At 73.6% G+C, this 14,934-nt stretch carries 16 protein-coding genes and 1 pseudogene; 8 read left to right on the forward strand and 9 right to left on the reverse strand.

Features of this window, described 5'->3' with window-relative positions; translation table 11 throughout:
- Positions 1-30 precede the first annotated feature (30 nt).
- Together ABTZ91_RS32645 and ABTZ91_RS34210 are read right to left on the reverse strand one after the other, a co-directional pair.
- On the reverse strand, positions 31-1,152 hold the full coding sequence (locus ABTZ91_RS32645; RefSeq protein WP_352080849.1) for an iron-containing redox enzyme family protein: 1,122 nt from the start codon (positions 1,150-1,152) through the stop codon (positions 31-33).
- A gap of 133 nt (positions 1,153-1,285) precedes the next feature.
- Entirely contained in the window at positions 1,286-1,795 is a 510-nt protein-coding gene (locus ABTZ91_RS34210) for a CDGSH iron-sulfur domain-containing protein (RefSeq protein ID WP_407078076.1), read from the reverse strand.
- 160 nt (positions 1,796-1,955) lie between these two features.
- Here ABTZ91_RS34210 and ABTZ91_RS32655 point away from each other — a divergent pair.
- The 3 genes and pseudogenes from ABTZ91_RS32655 to ABTZ91_RS32665 all read left to right on the forward strand — a co-directional run.
- Positions 1,956-2,414 (forward strand): annotated as a pseudogene (locus tag ABTZ91_RS32655) (SRPBCC family protein); the annotation flags it as partial.
- 292 nt (positions 2,415-2,706) lie between these two features.
- Positions 2,707-3,996 (forward strand): cytochrome P450, encoded by a 1,290-nt coding sequence (locus ABTZ91_RS32660; RefSeq protein WP_352080850.1) that lies wholly within the window; start codon positions 2,707-2,709, stop codon positions 3,994-3,996.
- Positions 3,993-4,730 (forward strand): UdgX family uracil-DNA binding protein, encoded by a 738-nt coding sequence (locus ABTZ91_RS32665; protein ID WP_352080851.1) that lies wholly within the window; start codon positions 3,993-3,995, stop codon positions 4,728-4,730. The genes ABTZ91_RS32660 and ABTZ91_RS32665 overlap by 4 nt, the downstream gene beginning before the upstream one ends.
- 161 nt (positions 4,731-4,891) lie before the next feature.
- On the opposite strand, the gene ABTZ91_RS32670 is transcribed toward ABTZ91_RS32665, so the two are convergent.
- The 3 genes from ABTZ91_RS32670 to ABTZ91_RS32680 all read right to left on the reverse strand — a co-directional run bounded on the left by ABTZ91_RS32670 (position 4,892) and on the right by ABTZ91_RS32680 (position 7,044).
- Positions 4,892-5,302 (reverse strand): Rid family hydrolase, encoded by a 411-nt coding sequence (locus ABTZ91_RS32670; protein ID WP_352080852.1) that lies wholly within the window; start codon positions 5,300-5,302, stop codon positions 4,892-4,894.
- Between the two features lie 170 nt (positions 5,303-5,472).
- A complete protein-coding gene (locus ABTZ91_RS32675; protein ID WP_352080853.1) occupies positions 5,473-6,165 on the reverse strand; it encodes an HAD family hydrolase in 693 nt (230 codons plus the stop codon).
- 60 nt (positions 6,166-6,225) lie between these two features.
- Positions 6,226-7,044 carry a HemK2/MTQ2 family protein methyltransferase gene (locus ABTZ91_RS32680; RefSeq protein WP_352080854.1) on the reverse strand — a complete coding sequence of 273 codons (819 nt, stop codon included), beginning with the start codon at positions 7,042-7,044 and terminating at the stop codon, positions 6,226-6,228.
- 135 nt (positions 7,045-7,179) lie between these two features.
- On the opposite strand from ABTZ91_RS32680, the gene ABTZ91_RS32685 reads away from it, so the two are divergent.
- Both ABTZ91_RS32685 and ABTZ91_RS32690 read left to right on the forward strand, forming a co-directional pair.
- Positions 7,180-7,662 (forward strand): SRPBCC family protein, encoded by a 483-nt coding sequence (locus ABTZ91_RS32685; RefSeq protein ID WP_352080855.1) that lies wholly within the window; start codon positions 7,180-7,182, stop codon positions 7,660-7,662.
- A gap of 71 nt (positions 7,663-7,733) precedes the next feature.
- Entirely contained in the window at positions 7,734-7,889 is a 156-nt protein-coding gene (locus tag ABTZ91_RS32690; RefSeq protein ID WP_352080856.1) for a hydrophobic protein, read from the forward strand.
- 152 nt (positions 7,890-8,041) lie between these two features.
- Here ABTZ91_RS32690 and ABTZ91_RS32695 read toward each other — a convergent pair whose 3' ends face one another.
- Positions 8,042-8,365 (reverse strand): DUF3040 domain-containing protein, encoded by a 324-nt coding sequence (locus ABTZ91_RS32695; protein WP_352080857.1) that lies wholly within the window; start codon positions 8,363-8,365, stop codon positions 8,042-8,044.
- A 334-nt stretch (positions 8,366-8,699) separates the two neighbouring features.
- Between ABTZ91_RS32695 and ABTZ91_RS32700 the strand changes: the two genes are divergently transcribed.
- Positions 8,700-9,206: a hypothetical protein gene (locus tag ABTZ91_RS32700; protein ID WP_352080858.1), complete on the forward strand. Its 507-nt coding sequence runs from the start codon at positions 8,700-8,702 to the stop codon at positions 9,204-9,206.
- 62 nt (positions 9,207-9,268) lie between these two features.
- Here the strand turns inward: ABTZ91_RS32700 and ABTZ91_RS32705 are convergent, their stop codons facing one another.
- The 3 genes from ABTZ91_RS32705 to ABTZ91_RS32715 all read right to left on the reverse strand — a co-directional run bounded on the left by ABTZ91_RS32705 (position 9,269) and on the right by ABTZ91_RS32715 (position 13,382).
- Positions 9,269-11,071 carry a thiamine pyrophosphate-requiring protein gene (locus ABTZ91_RS32705; protein WP_352080859.1) on the reverse strand — a complete coding sequence of 601 codons (1,803 nt, stop codon included), beginning with the start codon at positions 11,069-11,071 and terminating at the stop codon, positions 9,269-9,271.
- Positions 11,068-12,108, reverse strand: coding sequence for an LLM class F420-dependent oxidoreductase (locus ABTZ91_RS32710; RefSeq protein ID WP_352080860.1), 1,041 nt, complete (start codon positions 12,106-12,108; stop codon positions 11,068-11,070). Before ABTZ91_RS32710 ends, ABTZ91_RS32705 begins: the two co-directional genes overlap by 4 nt.
- Positions 12,109-12,458: 350 nt before the next feature.
- A complete protein-coding gene (locus ABTZ91_RS32715) occupies positions 12,459-13,382 on the reverse strand; it encodes a SigB/SigF/SigG family RNA polymerase sigma factor (RefSeq protein WP_352080861.1) in 924 nt (307 codons plus the stop codon).
- 324 nt (positions 13,383-13,706) lie between these two features.
- Between ABTZ91_RS32715 and ABTZ91_RS32720 the strand changes: the two genes are divergently transcribed.
- Together ABTZ91_RS32720 and ABTZ91_RS32725 are read left to right on the forward strand one after the other, a co-directional pair.
- Positions 13,707-14,252 carry a type 1 glutamine amidotransferase domain-containing protein gene (locus ABTZ91_RS32720; RefSeq protein ID WP_407078079.1) on the forward strand — a complete coding sequence of 182 codons (546 nt, stop codon included), beginning with the start codon at positions 13,707-13,709 and terminating at the stop codon, positions 14,250-14,252.
- A gap of 115 nt (positions 14,253-14,367) precedes the next feature.
- Positions 14,368-14,787, forward strand: coding sequence for a CBS domain-containing protein (locus tag ABTZ91_RS32725; protein WP_352080863.1), 420 nt, complete (start codon positions 14,368-14,370; stop codon positions 14,785-14,787).
- The last annotated feature ends 147 nt before the right edge of the window (positions 14,788-14,934 follow it).

The raw sequence follows: 14,934 nt of genomic DNA on the forward strand, positions 1-14,934 counted from the left end.
GCCGGAGCCCTGCCTCTACCCCGAACGGCGCTAAGCATCCCCACCACCGTTTTCGTCGTCGTTGCCGTCGCCGAGCGGGGTGCGCAGGGCCGTGGTCCCGGCCTCCCAGGCGTCCGTCGTGGCGTCGGAGAGCGCGTCCTCCAGGAGGATGGTGGCCTCGACGCCGAAGGTCACGTCGTCGGCGAGGTGCGGCTCGTCGGCGAGCAGCCCGCCGACCACGTCGCGCCGCACCAGCTGCTCGTGCACGGCGTCGGCCTCCACGTGTTCGTCGTAGAACCGGATCGCCGGCTCCCCGGCGCCGATGCGGCGCATGGCGGCGGCGATACGGGACGCGGCGGGCGAGGAGGTGACCTCCAGGGCCGCGAAGTGACCGACGAGCGCGCCCCGGCGGGAGCGGTGGAGTCCCAGCAGCGACATCAGGTTCACGGTGGCGAGGGCGGGCGCGCCGACGAGCGGCAGATAACGGCCGTAACCGGAGTCGAGGCCGAGGTCCTCCATCAGGTCGGCGAAGAGCCGCGCGTGCATCCGCTCGGGCCGGCCGCAGCCGTACTCGTCGAACTGGATGGTCATCATGGCGGCCTTGGCGCGGCCCTGGAGCCGCGGGACCACCCACAGGTGCGGGTCGGCCTCCCTGAGCTGGTACACCGAGCGCAGCACGGCGTACTCCCGCAGGTGGTCGAGGGTGCCGTGCCGGAGCAGATAGTGGGACGTGCCCCGCCCGTCGACCGGTTCGGTCAGGAGCGCGTCGAACACCTCGCGTACGCCGCCGAACCGGCCGCAGCGGTCGCGCAGCGCGTGCTCGAACCGCCGCTCCAGCAGGGCGCGCAGCCGCAGCAGGTCCGGGTCCCACTCGGTCTCGTCCGGCACGCCTTCGAAGCCCCGGTAGTGGAGTTCGTAGGCGAGGTGCAGGGCGAGGTGGAGGTCCTCGCCGTAGGGATCGGCGGCCACCGTCGCGCGGGGGCCGGGGAGGGTGCTGGCCCGGCCGAGCAGGAAGTCGGCGACGGCCTCGGAGAGCTCGCCACGGGGCGGTGGCAGGGCGGGTCGGTGGTCCGGCCGCCGGTCCGCCCGGGTGCTCCGGTCCGTCCGTTCGTCGACCTCTGGTGCGTCGACCGGTCGCCGGTCGACCGTCCCGCGCGGGGCTGTGGTGGTCATGGCAGTGGATCCTCTACGTCTCCGTGGCGTACGTGTCCGTGGTGTCGGTGGCCGTGGCGTACGTGTCCGTGGTGTCCGTGGCCGTGTGTGTCACGTCCGCGTGCGTGGCGTCCGGCGTGTCCGTATCCGCCGTTCACGGTGCGCGCTCGGCGTGCCCGTGGTCCTTGGCGCCGTGCTCCTCGGCTCCGTGGTCCTTGGCTCCGTGGTCCTTGACTCCGTGGTCCTTGGCTCCGTCCTCCCCGGCTTCGTCGCGCCGGCTCCCGTCCCGGGCGGTGCGCCGCAGGCGGGGGCGGTGGCTCGTGTCGCAGAAGGGTGCGCGGAGACTGCGCCGGCACATGCACAGCGCGATCACGGGGCGGTCGCAGCGGCGGACCGTCCCGTCGTCGAGGACGATCTCCACGGGGCCCTCGACGAGCAGCGGGCCGTCCGCGACGGGAGTGAGCCGCGCCGCGGCGGGCCGCCGGGACATGGCTCCTCCGTCCGTGACGCCTCCGTCGACGGCGGGGTCGTCAGGAGCGCTGGCGTACGGATCACTGTCGTACGGATCGCTGTCGGTCTCGGCGCCGTCGGTCACGGCGCTGGGGGTCGGGGCGCTGGGGGTCGGGGCGCGATCGTTCGTCGCGCGGTCGTCGGAAAGGCTCACGGCACACCTCCGCTCGCATCGGCGTGCAGGACGGGTGCCCCGTTCCGCCGCCGGTATGCGGGGCGGGGCCGTGACGCGTGACCTCCGGGATCCGGGGTAGTCGCAGGCGTCGAGCCCCCCACCCAGCCCGGACCACCCGGACCCGTTCGAGGAGGACCCCATGAGCATGGTGCAGGAAACGATCAGGGTGGAGGCCCCGCTGCGCGCGGTCTACGACCAGTGGACGCAGTTCGAGGAGTTCCCCCGCTTCATGGACGGCGTGGAGCAGGTACAGCAGCTCGACGACCGTCACTGCCACTGGCGGACGAAGGTCGCGGGGGTCGCCCGCGAGTTCGACACGGAGATCGTCGACCAGCTGCCCGACGAGCGGATCTCCTGGCGCACGGTCGGCGGCGACGTCAAGCAGAAGGGCGTCGTCACGTTCCAGCGTCTCGACGACACGCACACCCGGGTGAGCCTGGCGCTGGACGTCGAGCCGCAGGGCATGGTCGAGAAGGCCGGTGACGCCCTCGGCTTCCTGGAGAGCCGGGTCCAGGGCGATCTGCAGCGGTTCAAGCACTTCATCGAGGAACGTGACGAGGCCACCGGCGCCTGGCGCGGCCGGCTCCGGCCCGAGGACAGCACCGGAGCCGCGACCGGCGGCACGACGGGCACGAGCCCGCGTGGGGACACCAGCGCCGGCATGGGCACGGCCGGCGGGATGGGCGAGATGCCCCGGACGGAGCCCGAGCGACCGGGCCCGTACGCCGGACCGCTCCCGACCGACCCCGGCGAGGAGCCCCGCGCCTGACCCGACGAAGACGCCGCCGGACGGCTGCGGCGGTAGGCGACCGAAGTCGGCCGGCGGCGGCGCTTGAAGGTCAGGGCGGCCGGGGCCGAGGCCGGCGACAGGAATGCGGAGGAGGCGGTTCATGCCTGGCGACCACACCCTCGCCCTGCTGCTCAAGGGCTACGACTGGCTGCCGGCCGTACGGCGCCGCCATGACGGCGACGGCGCTGTGGCCACGCGCCTCCTCGGCCGTCCCGTCCGCGTGCTGCACGGCCCGGAAGCCGTCTCCTTCTTCTACGACGAGCGCCATGCGCGACGCGGCGGCGCCCTGCCCGGGCCGGTGCTCGACACCCTCTTCGGCCGGGGCGCCGTGCACACCCTGGACGGCCCGGAACACCGCGCCCGCAAGGCGCTGTTCCTGTCCTGGCTCACCGACCCGGAGGCCGTCGCGGCGCTGACCGCCCGGGTGTGCGAGGAGTTCCGGGAGACCTTCGCCCGGCTGGGCGGACGGGAGGTGTCCCTCTTCGACGAGGGCGCGCTCGTCCTCGCCCGTGCCGTCGGCGGCTGGGCCGGACTTCCCGGTCACGACGCCGCGAGCGCCGAACGGCTGGCCCGGGACTGCGTGGCCATGGTCGACGGCTTCGCGACGCCGGGGCCGCGCCATCTGCGGGCCCGGCGGGCCCGGGCGCGGCAGGAGGCGCTGCTGCGCGCGGCGGTCGTACGGGCCCGGGAGACGGGCTCGTGGGAGTCGCGGGCCCGGGAGGGGGCGGCGGCCCCGCCGCGTACCCCGTTCGAGGCGGTCGTGGCGCACCGGGAGGCGGACGGCTCGGCGCTGGACGCGGCGACGGCCGCGGTCGAGCTGCTGAACATCGTGCGGCCGACGATCGCGATCACCTGGTTCACGACCTTCGCCGCGCATGCCATGCGGGAGGATCCCGCGCTGCGGCGGCGGCTCGCGGACGACGAGCCGGCGGGTCTCGCCACCTCCTTCGCGCACGAGGTGCGCCGTTTCTACCCGTTCGTGCCGTTCCTCGGCGCGCTCGCGCCCGACGGCGTGGTCCTCGACGGCGAGCCGGTGCCGCGGGGCACGATGCTGCTGCTCGACGTGTACGGGCAGAACCACGACCCCGCCCTGTGGGACGAGCCTTTCCGCTTCGTGCCCGACCGGTTCCTCGGCGCGTCCCCGCACCCCCAGGGGCTCATCCCGCAGGGCGGCGGGCCGCGCGAGGGTCACCGCTGTCCGGGCGAGGACATCACGATCGCGGTGCTCTCCGCCCTGGCCCGCGAGCTCGCCCTGCTCGACTTCACCGTGCCCGACCAGGACCTGCGGATTCCGCTGCACCGGATCCCGACCCGGCCGCGCGACGGCCTCCGCCTCGTCGCCGGCGCGGGCACGCGGCCCCGGCGTCGTCCCGAGGAGGTCCTTCCATGAACGCCACCCGCGCGCACGCGACGCGTGACGACCAGCCCGCGCCCGGCACCGCGGACGGCTCGGCCGACGCCCCGGAGCCGTACGACGCCACGCCCTTCCTGCCCTCGCGCGGCGGACTGCCGGCCCACCGGCGGGCCGCCGCCGACTGCCGGGGCTGCCCCCTCCATCGGAACGCGACCGGCACCGTCTTCGGGCGCGGCGACCCGCACGCGCGGATGATGCTGGTCGGGGAGCAGCCGGGCGACCAGGAGGACCGCGAGGGCGTCGCGTTCGTGGGGCCCGCGGGCCGGCTGCTCACCCGGGCGCTGCGCGACGCGGGGATCGACGAGGAGGGCGTGTACGTCACGAACGCGGTCAAGCACTTCAAGTTCACCCAGGAGGAGACCCGCAAGCGACGCATCCACAAGGCGCCGAGCCTGCGCGAGACCCTTGCCTGCCGTCCCTGGCTGGAGGCGGAACTCCGCCTGGTCTCCCCCGAGTTGATCGTCACCCTCGGCGCCACGGCCGGCCGCGCCCTCCTGGGCGCGTCCTTCCGCGTCGGCACCGACCGGGGCGTGCCCAGGCCCTTGCCGGCAGCGGAGACGAAGGGCGGCTTCGACGAGAGCGTACGGGAGGGGGTCCGGGTGCTGGCGACGATCCACCCCTCGGCCGTCCTCCGGGCCCGCGACCAGGACCGGGAGAACATGTACGCGGGCCTGGTCGCCGACCTGCGAACGGCCGCCGAAGCCCTGTGAGGCCCCGCGCACCCCGGACCCGGTCCCGTACGACGTACCTCGGTTCACCTCGGTGGGTCCTCGCCGGTGAGCCTGTCGACGGATTCGGCTGATGAGGTCGGCGTGACCGGAGCTAGAACCAGGGCGAGGCGGTCGGTACCTCGGCAGGGATGGCCCGTCGGCTAGGAATCCAGCACGGCGGCGACGGCTTCGATCTCTACGAGCTGGCCGTCATAGCCGAGCACGGTGACGCCCATCAAGGTGCTGGGCACGTCGTGGTCGCCGAACGCGTCACGGACGACCTCCCACGCCGTCACCAGGTCCTCCCGCCGGTCGGAGGCAACGAGGACGCGGGTGCTGATGACGTCGTGCAGTGACGCGCCCGAGTCCGCCAGAGCGGTCCGCATGTTGTCCACGGCCTTGGCCGCCTGCCCCGCGACGTCCCCGATCGCCGCGGTGGAGCCGTCCTCGTTCAGGGGACACGCTCCGGCCAGGAAGATCAGCCGCGACTCGGCCGGGGCCGTGGCCGCGTAGGCGTACTCCGCGACATCGGAGAGGGAGGCGGAACGAATCAAAGTGACGGCACGCGGCACGAGTTTCCTTTCGCAGCAGTTCCAGGACACTCGGGACCTTCTCAAAGGTCGACTCCGCGTTCGACACATTTTCCTGGCCCGCCGGCTCCTCCGACGGGCCTCGGTCTTCACGGCCTCGTCCGAGCCGAACACCACCGAGCAGCCGAGCAGCCGAGCAGCCGGGACACGACCTACGCCGGAGGCCGGGAGAGCACGCTCGAGTCGATGTGGCGCAGGAGGGTGCGCGCGTCCTCGTAGACGGCTACCGCTCCCGCGTCCTCCAGTTCGCGGCGGGACCAGCCGCCTGTGAGCAAACCCACGCAGGGCACGCCGGCGCGGCCGGCGGCCTCGATGTCCCAGATGGTGTCGCCGACGAAGACGGCGTCGGCGGGTTCGGCGTCGACCGACTGGAGGGCGACCTGGACGAGGTCGGGGGCCGGTTTGGTGGTGTCGACGTCGCCGCCGGAGGTGGCCGCCGTGATGACGTCCTCGGCGTCGAGGCGCTTGCGGATCGCCGCCACTTCCTCCTCGGCGGCCGAGCTGGCCAGGACGACCCGCCAGCCGCGCGCGGCCACCGCGCGCAGCAGGTCGGCGGCGGCGTCGAAGGGGGGCAGGACGTCGTACCAGACCGCGTAGAGGGTGCTGTGCGCGTCGGAGAGGGACTTGTCCTCGTCGCGGCGGCGTTCGGAGCCGAGCACCGCGTCGAGGAGCCGGTCGGCGCCCATGCCGATCGCGCGGTGGATGCGGGCCATCGGCACGATGTGGCCGTACTGGCGCAGCGCCTGCCACCAGGCCAGGGTGTGCAGGTAGTTGGTGTCCACCAGGGTTCCGTCGAGGTCGAACAGGGCGGCGCCCCGGTCCGGTCGTCCACCGAGAGCTGTCATCGGGTCCGTCCTCCTCCGCTCCAGGCCTCCGCCGCGGACCGGGGGGCCGCTCCGGCCTGGTCAGGCCGCTTCCGCTTCCTCCTCCCGACCGCCGCCGCTGCCGCTGCCGTCCGGCGTCACGGAGCGGGTGCCCCGCAACGACGCCGACATGCGGACCGGCTCGCGGACCGCCTCGCGCACCGCCCGGATCACCACGAGCCGCTCGCTGCGCGTCCCCGGCGCGACCAGGCCCCGCTCCTCGAACCAGCCGGCCCGTTCGCTCATGACCGGGCCGAACGGCTGGGTGCTGCACGCCGCCACGTGCGCCCGCAGCCCCGCCCGGTCCAGCGCGTCCAGGCTGGCCCCGACGTCGCTGAGGGACGACTGGACGAGCAGCAGCACCCCCTCCGGGGCCAGCAGGGCCGGGGCCTCGCGGCAGATCCGGTCGAGCAGGAGCCGGCCGTCGGGGCCCGCGTCCCAGGCGCGCCGGCGGCCTCGGGCCGGCAGCCGGGGCGAGTCGGCCGGCACGTACGGAGGGTTGACGGTCACCAGGTCGAACCGCTCGCCCGACACCGGTGCCGTCAGGTCTCCGCGGACGACCCTGACCCGGCAGCGGTGGAGCCGTGCGTTGAGCCGTGCCGTGACCACGGAGCGGCCGGAGATGTCGACGGCCGTCGCCCGGGCGCCTCTGCGGGCCGCGGCGACGGCGAGGACGCCGGTGCCGGTGCACAGGTCGAGGGTGCGGGCTCCCGGTCGCAGCTCCTCGCGGGCGAGGCTCTCCATCAGCAGCTCCGTGTCGCCCTGCGGTCCGTACACACCAGGTGCCCTCACCACTCTCATCCCCATCGCCTCCGTCCCGGGTTCCCGGTCGCGTGCCGTGTCGTTCTGGATCGGCTTCATCCCGCGCGGTTACCCGGCAACCGCCGGGACACGCCCCGTACCGCTCGACGATTACGTCCCGCGCTGCCGGGTACACGCGCAGCCGACCGGTACCACAACCGGCACTACCGCGCCCGACCGAGGGAGATGACCGCGATGGTGCACGAGACGATCGAGGTGACGGCGCCGCTGCGCGAGGTCTACGACCAGTGGACGCAGTTCGAGGAGTTTCCCCGCTTCATGGACGGTGTCGAAGAGGTTCGGCAGCTCGACGACCGGCACTGCCACTGGCGCACCAAGGTCGCCGGGGTGACCCGGGAGTTCGACACCGAGATCGTCGACCAGCTCCCCGACGAACGCATCTCCTGGCGCACCGTGGGCGGCGACGTGCGGCAGAAGGGCGTCGTGACCTTCGAGCGCGTGGACGACGCGCACACGCGCGTGAGCCTGGCCATGGACGTCGAGCCGCAGGGCATGGTCGACAAGGCCGGAACCGCCATGGGCGTCCTGGACAGCCGCGTGGAGGGGGACCTGAACCGCTTCAAGGAGTTCATCGAGGACCGCGACCGTGCGACGGGCGGCTGGCGCGGGCGGCTGAAACCCGGCGACAGCCCGTCCGAGTCGCCTCCCGCGACCTGAAGGGCCCGGACCCCGGGCCCGGCCCCCGGATGATCACGTCATCGACCCGACCTGTTGCCTAGGAGGCTGTCATGGTCCCGCTTCTCATCGTCCTTCTGGTGATCCTGCTGCTCTTCGGCGGTGGCTTCGCCCTCGACGTGCTGTGGTGGATCGCCCTCGCCCTGCTCGTCGTCTGGCTCCTCGGCTTCCTGATGCGCAGTGGGGGAGGCCGCTGGTATCGGTGGTGACGGCGCGGGCACCGCTCGCACCGCATCCCGCGTCCATGTCGCGCCCGCCGTTCCTCGGAGAGAGGAGCGGCGGGCGCCTTCCGTCTCGGGCGCCTTCCGTTCGGACGCCCTTCCGTTTGGGGCGCCTTCGGTTCGGACGTCCTTCCTGTCGGTCACGTGTCCGGCTGGCACGCCGCCCAGCGGCGGCACCAGCGCACCACCAGGACCGTCAGGCCGGCCAGCGCCGTGGTCCACGCACCGGCGAAGGCCCAGACGAAGGCCGGCCGGCCCGTGGTGGTCGCGAGTCCCATCAGTACGGCGGACGCGGCGCACGCCAGGGCCACGCCCAGGGGCAGCAGCAGCCGGCGCACAGCGTGCGGGCGTGGCCCCGGGCGCATCGTCCGCAGCCGGCGGTCGAAGGTCTCGTCCCGGCGGAGCGTCTCCTCCATCTCGGCGAGGATGCGCTGCTCGCGCGGAGAGAGCCGTACATCGTCCATGGCGGACACCTCCGGGCCGGTCGACGGTCGTCTCCTGGTTTCGGGCAGCGTCTACCCGGCCCGGGCGGTTGCATCCACCGCGGGGAGCGGGCGCCAGGCGTGTTCCGCGGCTGCCGGGGCAGTCGCCCGACGGGACGACGCGCCGCATGCGCCGTGGCGAGCCGGGTCGGGCGCTCCACCGGGGCGGCGGTGGCGGTCGGCCGGATGGCCCCGGGGCTCGTCGGCGGGTACGTTGCCCGTACGGGGCAGACGCAGGCCCACCCGCCGCCCGCCCGCCGCCCGCCGGAGCGGCCCGCGTGGTGCGTCGATCCCGTGCCGAAAGGCGGTGACCGTCGTGAAGGACTTCGAACTGCTGGACGTGTCCCTGTACACGGAGGAGCTGGGGCGCCTGCGGGTGCCCCTTCAGGAGAGCGGGGCCGCCGAGGGCCCCGAGCCGCTGGCGCTGCCGGAAGGGGCGGTGGTGAGCGTCGGTCTGACGTTCCGGCTCGGCCGGGAGATCGACGGCGTGGCTTTCGAGGACGCCCGGTTCCGGGACGGAGCGGTGCTCGGCAGCACCCGGACGGTGCTGGGCGGCTTCCGGGCCGGCGGCCCGTACGAGGTGCGGCTGCCGGCGGAACGGCTGCCGGTGGGCCGGGCGCACTGCGGGGTGTACGAGGTGACGGGCCGGTTCACGGACGGCGAGGGCCATGAGCTGGCGATGGAGCGCCACCGGGTGCGGGTCATCCACCAGCCGGCCGCACACAAACGCTGGGTCGGCGACCCGCCCGCCCCGGACCGGCCGCCGACCGCCTTCCACGGGGACGCTCCGACGGTGCTGCCCGGGGAGACCCCGGCGGCCTGAGGCGCGACGGAGGCGGACGGTCGGCTGCCCGCCCGTGTCAGCGGCTGCCGCCGGGTCGGCTGTCAGCGGCTGCCGCCCAGCCGGCGCGGCAGCATCTCCTGGGCTTTCGCCTTGAGCCCCTGGACGACGACATGGCCTCGGTGGCCGTCCCCGTGGGCCAGGGAGGCCAGGGTGGCCTCGATCTGGTCCCAGGTGGAGTGCGGCGGGATCGGGGGTACGTCGGGGTCGGTGCGGAAGTCGAGCACGGTGGGTCCGTCGGCCGCGAGCGCCTGGCGCCAGGCGTCCTCGACGTCGCCGGGGTCGGTGACGCGGATGCCGTTCATGCCGAGGGAGCGCGCGAAGTCGGCGTAGGGCACGTCGGGCAGGGCCTGCGAGGGCTGGAAGGGCGCGGTGCCGCCCATGGCCCGCAGCTCCCAGCTGACCTGGTTGAGGTCCTGGTTGTTCCAGACGGCGACGATCAGCCTGGGGTCGGTCCACTCGGTGGCGTACTTGGCGACGGTCACCAGCTCGGCCAGGCCGTTCATCTGCATCGCCCCGTCGCCGACGAGGGCGATCGCGGGCCGGTCGGGATGGGCGAACTTGGCGCCGATCGCGTACGGGACGCCGCAGCCCATGCTGGCGAGGGTGCCGGAGAGCGAGCCCCGCATGGTGCCGCGCATGGTGAGGTGTCGGGCGTACCAGGTGGCGACGGAGCCGGAGTCCGGGGCGAGCATGGCGTCGTCGGGGAGCAGCGGGTCCAGGGCGCGGGCGACGTACTCGGGGTTGACCGGGTCGGCGGACAGGGCGGCACGGCGTGCCATCACCGTCTTCCAGCGGCGTACGCCGTCGGTCACGGTCTCCTGCCAGCTCCGGTCCTCGTTGCGCTCGAGCTTGGGCAGCAGCCGGCTCAGGGTGGCGGCCGCGTCGCCGACCAGGTTGACCTCGTACGGATAGCGCAGGCCCAGCATGTGCGGGTCGATGTCGATCTGGACGGCGCGGGCCTGGCCGTACGGCGGCAGGAACTCGGAGTAGGGGAAGTTGGAGCCGACGGTCAGGAGGGTGTCGCAGTTCTGCATCAGCTCGTACGAGGGGCGGGTGCCGAGCAGCCCGATGGAGCCGGTCACGTAGGGCAGTTCGTCGCTGAGGGCGTCCTTGCCGAGCAGGGCCTTCGCGACGCCGGCGCCGAGGACGTCGGCGATCCGCTCGACCTCGTGGGCGGCGCCCGCCGCGCCCTGCCCGATGAGGACGGCGACGCGCCGGCCGCTCTGGAGGACCTCGGCGGCGCGGGCGAGCGATGCGTCGTCCGGCACGGGCGCCCAGCCGCTGACGTCGAGGCTGGAGGGGACCATCTTGTGGGCGTGTTCCGGTGGGGAGTACGGCAGGTCCTGGACGTCCGCCGGGATGATGAGGGCGGTGGGGGCGCGACGGGCGTACGCGGTGCGGACGGCCCGGTCGAGGACGTTGGGGAGCTGTTCGGGGACGTTGACGGTCTCCAGGTAGGCGGAGGCCACGTCCTTGAACAGGCTGTGCAGGTCGACCTCCTGCTGGTAGGAGCCGCCCATGGCGCTGCGGGCGGTCTGGCCGACGATCGCCACGACGGGGACGTGGTCGAGCTTGGCGTCGTAGAGGCCGTTGAGGAGGTGGACCGCGCCGGGGCCGGAGGTGGCGGTGCAGACGCCGACGTGGCCGGAGAACTTGGCGTAGCCGACGGCCTCGAAGGCGGCCATCTCCTCGTGCCGGGCCTGGATGAAGCGGGGGTCGTCGTCGGCCCGGGCCCAGGCGGAGACCAGGCCGTTGATGCCGTCGCCGGGGTAGCCGAAGACATGGGTGACGCCCCAGGCGCGGAGCCGGTCGAGCAGGTGGTCGCTGACGGTCTGCTTGGTCATGACCGGTCGCCTCCGTTCGGTCCGCCGGGGTTCGTACCGCCGTCGCCACTGCCGCCGGACGGTGGCCTGCCGTCGCTGCCGTTCGTCCCGTCGAGGAGCGGCAGGACCTCCTTGCGGTAGAAGTCGAAGAAGCCGCGCTGGTCGGGGCCGATCTGGCCGATGTGGACGCGGTCGAAGCCGGCCTCCACGTACGGGCGCAGGCGGCGGACGTGTTCCTCCGGGTCGGGGCCGCAGGCGACGGCGTCGGCGACGGTTTCCTCGGTGACCAGTTCGCAGGCCTGTTCGAAGTGGCTGGGGGTGGGGAGGATCTGGTTGAGCTCGCCCGGCAGGTGCTCGGTCGGCCAGATGCGGTGAGCCGTGCGGACCGCCTCGTCGCGTGACGCGGCCCAGCAGACCTTGGTGCCCGCGTAGACGGGCCGGTCCGGGCCGCGGGCCCGGAAGCGGGCGATCATGTCGGCATCCGGCTGGGTGGTGACGAAGCCGTCGCCGATCCGGGAGGCGAGGTCGGCGGCGCGGGGACCGAAGGCGGAGATGTCGATGGGCGGCGGGGTCTCGGGCAGGGTGTAGAGGCGCGCGTTCTCGACGGTGTAGTGCGGTCCCCGATGGGTGACGTTCTCGCCGGTGAACAGCTTCCGGATGACCTCGACGGCCTCCTCCAGCATGTCCAGGCGTACGTCGGCGGGGGGCCAGGTGTCACCGAGGATGTGCTCGTTGAGCGCCTCTCCGCTGCCGAGCCCGAGCCGGAAGCGCCCGTCGAGCAGGACCTGGGAGGTGGCGGCCGCCTGCGCGATCACGGCGGGGTGGACGCGTACGGTCGGGCAGGTCACGGCGGTCTCGACGGGCAGTCCGCAGCTCTGGGAGAGCGCGCCGATCACGGACCAGACGAAGGGACTGTGGCCCTGCTCGTCGTTCCACGGGTGGAAGTGGTCCGAGATCCACAGTGAGCGGAAGCCGGCGTCCTCGGCCATCTTTGCCTGCTCGACCAGCTCGTCGGGCCCGAACTCCTCGCAGGACAGGAAGTAGCCGAACTCGGTCATGACACCTCCATGGGTGCGGGTCGTCACTCCGTCCGGTGGGTTCCGTCGGTTCGGCTGCCCGGGCGACCGAGGGGGAAACGTGGGGCCGGGAAAGGTGGGCCGGGCAGCCCGGGGATCCGGGCGTCCCGGGGGGATCCGGGGAGGCCGGACGGCGCGACGGGCCCAGGGGGATCCGAGGAGTCCGCCGGGATCCGGGGCCCGGGAAGCCCGAGGAGCCCGCCGGATCCGGGAAGCCCGGGGAGCCCGAGGAGCCCGCCGGATCCGGGAAGCCCGGGGAGCCCGGGGAGCCCCAAGACTCCGGACGGGTCCGAGGAGTCCGCCGGACCCGGGGACCGGGGGGCGAGGTCCGCTCAGCTGTCCGTCGTCTCGTCCGGGGCGTCCCCGTCCTCCAGGAGGCCCGCCCTCAGCTCGTCGAGGATGCGGTTGAGCAGGCGGGAGATGTGCATCTGGGACAGGCCGAGCCGTTCGCCGATCTCCGCCTGGGTGAGGTCCTCGCCGAAGCGCAGCGACAGGATGCGCCGGTCGCGTTCGCCCAATCGGGCGATCAGCGGCTTGAGCGACTCGAAGTCCTCGATCAGCTCGTACGCGGGCTCGGCGGTGGCGAGGCGGCGCGAGCTGTCGCGCGGGGCGTCGTCCTCGGCGACGGTGACGTCGAGGGAGCGGGCGGTGTAGCCGTGTGCGGCGAGCTCCCCCTCGGCGACACGGTCCTCGGGGAGGTCCAGGTGGGCGGCGACCTCGGCGCGGGTCGGGCGGTGGCCGAGCCGCTGTTCGAGCACGTCGGCGGCCTTCGCCATGTCGACACGCAGCTCCTGGAGCCGTCGGGGGACCCGGACGGCCCAGCTGGTGTCGCGGAAGAACCGTTTCATCTCGCCGACGACCGTCGGCAGCGCGAACGCCGAGAACTCGATGCCCCGGGTGGGGTCGAAACGGTCGATCGCCTTGATCAGGCCGATCGTGCCGACCTGGACGATGTCCTCCCGCTGCTCGGGGCGGTTCCGGAAACGGCGGGCGGCGAAGCGGACCAGGCTCAGATTCAGCTCGATCAGCGTGTTGCGGACGTACGCGTGCTCGGGTGTGCCCTCCTCCAGCTCCCGCAGCCGGGTGAGCAGCGAGGCGGAGAGCGTCTGGGCGTCGTCGGTGGAGACCTGGGACGGCCGGTCGATCTCGGGCAGGCCGCGCAGCGCCTCGCGGCGTACGGCCGCGGCCTCCGAGCCGGGCCGCGTGGTGCCGGTGCTGGATGCGGTGCGGTTGGTGCGGGCGGTGCGGGTGGACATGAGGCTCCTTCGACGGTGGCGATGGGCCTGCGCCGCGCGCGGGGGCGCGCAGCGGGGTCCGTCAGTCGAGCGTCCTGATGACAGGATTCCCGTTTCAGGATGGTTTGACACGAATCGTTCCACAGGAGGCGCGCGAGGGCTCGCCTGCGCGAGCTCCCGCTGCGAACCGCTGCGCGGGCCCCCGGAGGGGCCGACGACGACGGACGTCCGGCCGGTCACCACCCGCGCATGAAGCCCGCCCGAGGGGGCAGCGGCGGTGGAGAGACCCCCGCGCGGGGGAAGGCCGCCGGAGATGAGGAGTTGTCGACCGTGACGCTCGACGGAATGAACGTGCTCGTCCTCACCACGAACTACGGCACCGAGCAGGACGAACTGAACAAGCCCGTGGCGGCGCTGCGCGAGGCGGGCGCCCGGGTCACGGTCGCCGCGCAGCGCAAGGAGCCGGTCCTGACGGTGGTGTCCGACCGCCGGCCGGGGACGGTCGTCGAACCGGACACGACCCTCGCGGACGCCTCCGCGCAGGAGTACGACGCCGTCGTCGTGCCGGGCGGCACGCTCAACGCCGACCGGCTGCGCGTCGACGAGCAGGCGCAGCGGCTGGTCTCGGCCTTCGCCGAGGCGGGCAAGCCGGTGGCGGCGGTCTGTCACGGCCCGTGGCTCCTGGTGGACAGCGGGGTGGTCCGGGACCGCGAGATCACCTCGTACCCCTCGCTCCGCTCGGACCTCGAGAACGCGGGGGCCAGCTGGCGCGACCAGGAGGTCGTCGTGGACACCTCCGGCGGCCACCCGTTGATCACGTCCCGCAGGCCCGGCGATCTGGACGCCTTCTCGGCGGCGATCGTCCGCGCCCTGGAGGACCGCGCCGGATGACGGTACGGCCCGCACGGCGGCGCACTTCCCGGAACCGGAACAGGAACCGGAACCGACCATGACCCGGGCGCCGCCCCGACACCCGCCCACCACGACACGAGGACAGGCAGGACCCATGACCACCGCACGCGACATCATGACCGCGGACGCGACCTGCGTGAAGGCGAGCGAGACCGTCGTCGACGCGGCCCGGAAGATGGTCGAGCTCGACGTGGGCGCACTGCCCATCTGCGGGCCCGACGAGCGGCTGAAAGGCATGCTCACCGACCGTGACATCGTCGTGAAGGTCGTCGCCCAGGGGAAGGACCCCGCGCAGTGCACGGCCGGCGATCTCGCCCAGGGCGAGATCGTCACGGTCTCCGTCGACGACGACGCGAGCGAGGTGCTCCGCGTCATGAGCGAGCACAAGATCCGCCGCGTGCCCGTCATCGACGGTCACATCCTGGTCGGCATCATCGCCCAGGCGGACATCGCGCGGGCGCTCCCGGACACCCAGGTGGGCGACCTCGTGGAGAGCGTCTCCGAGGACTCCTGAGAGCCCCCGCCCGGCGGCGGGCGCGGCGGACGGAACGGGGCGGGGGGGGGGGGGCGCCCCGGCGCGCCCCGGCCCCGACACCCCCGGGGGGGGGGGGGGGGGGGGGAACCCGCAGAAAAAAACGACAAAAAAATTGTGGAGCTGGAT

Origin of the sequence: Streptomyces sp. NPDC126499, assembly GCF_040302485.1 — a bacterium.
Taxonomy (GTDB): domain Bacteria; phylum Actinomycetota; class Actinomycetes; order Streptomycetales; family Streptomycetaceae; genus Streptomyces.

What these genes read in the sequence shown, in the direction of transcription:
- ABTZ91_RS32645 (WP_352080849.1), bottom strand. Translation starts at nt 1,152, where the DNA reads ATGACCACCACAGCCCCGCGCGGGACGGTCGACCGGCGACCGGTCGAC.
- ABTZ91_RS32660 (WP_352080850.1), top strand. Translation starts at nt 2,707, where the DNA reads ATGCCTGGCGACCACACCCTCGCCCTGCTGCTCAAGGGCTACGACTGG.
- ABTZ91_RS32665 (WP_352080851.1), top strand. Translation starts at nt 3,993, where the DNA reads ATGAACGCCACCCGCGCGCACGCGACGCGTGACGACCAGCCCGCGCCC.
- ABTZ91_RS32675 (WP_352080853.1), bottom strand. Translation starts at nt 6,165, where the DNA reads ATGACAGCTCTCGGTGGACGACCGGACCGGGGCGCCGCCCTGTTCGAC.
- ABTZ91_RS32680 (WP_352080854.1), bottom strand. Translation starts at nt 7,044, where the DNA reads ATGAAGCCGATCCAGAACGACACGGCACGCGACCGGGAACCCGGGACG.
- ABTZ91_RS32685 (WP_352080855.1), top strand. Translation starts at nt 7,180, where the DNA reads ATGGTGCACGAGACGATCGAGGTGACGGCGCCGCTGCGCGAGGTCTAC.
- ABTZ91_RS32690 (WP_352080856.1), top strand. Translation starts at nt 7,734, where the DNA reads ATGGTCCCGCTTCTCATCGTCCTTCTGGTGATCCTGCTGCTCTTCGGC.
- ABTZ91_RS32695 (WP_352080857.1), bottom strand. Translation starts at nt 8,365, where the DNA reads ATGGACGATGTACGGCTCTCTCCGCGCGAGCAGCGCATCCTCGCCGAG.
- ABTZ91_RS32705 (WP_352080859.1), bottom strand. Translation starts at nt 11,071, where the DNA reads ATGACCAAGCAGACCGTCAGCGACCACCTGCTCGACCGGCTCCGCGCC.
- ABTZ91_RS32710 (WP_352080860.1), bottom strand. Translation starts at nt 12,108, where the DNA reads ATGACCGAGTTCGGCTACTTCCTGTCCTGCGAGGAGTTCGGGCCCGAC.
- ABTZ91_RS32715 (WP_352080861.1), bottom strand. Translation starts at nt 13,382, where the DNA reads ATGTCCACCCGCACCGCCCGCACCAACCGCACCGCATCCAGCACCGGC.
- ABTZ91_RS32720 (WP_407078079.1), top strand. Translation starts at nt 13,707, where the DNA reads ATGAACGTGCTCGTCCTCACCACGAACTACGGCACCGAGCAGGACGAA.
- ABTZ91_RS32725 (WP_352080863.1), top strand. Translation starts at nt 14,368, where the DNA reads ATGACCACCGCACGCGACATCATGACCGCGGACGCGACCTGCGTGAAG.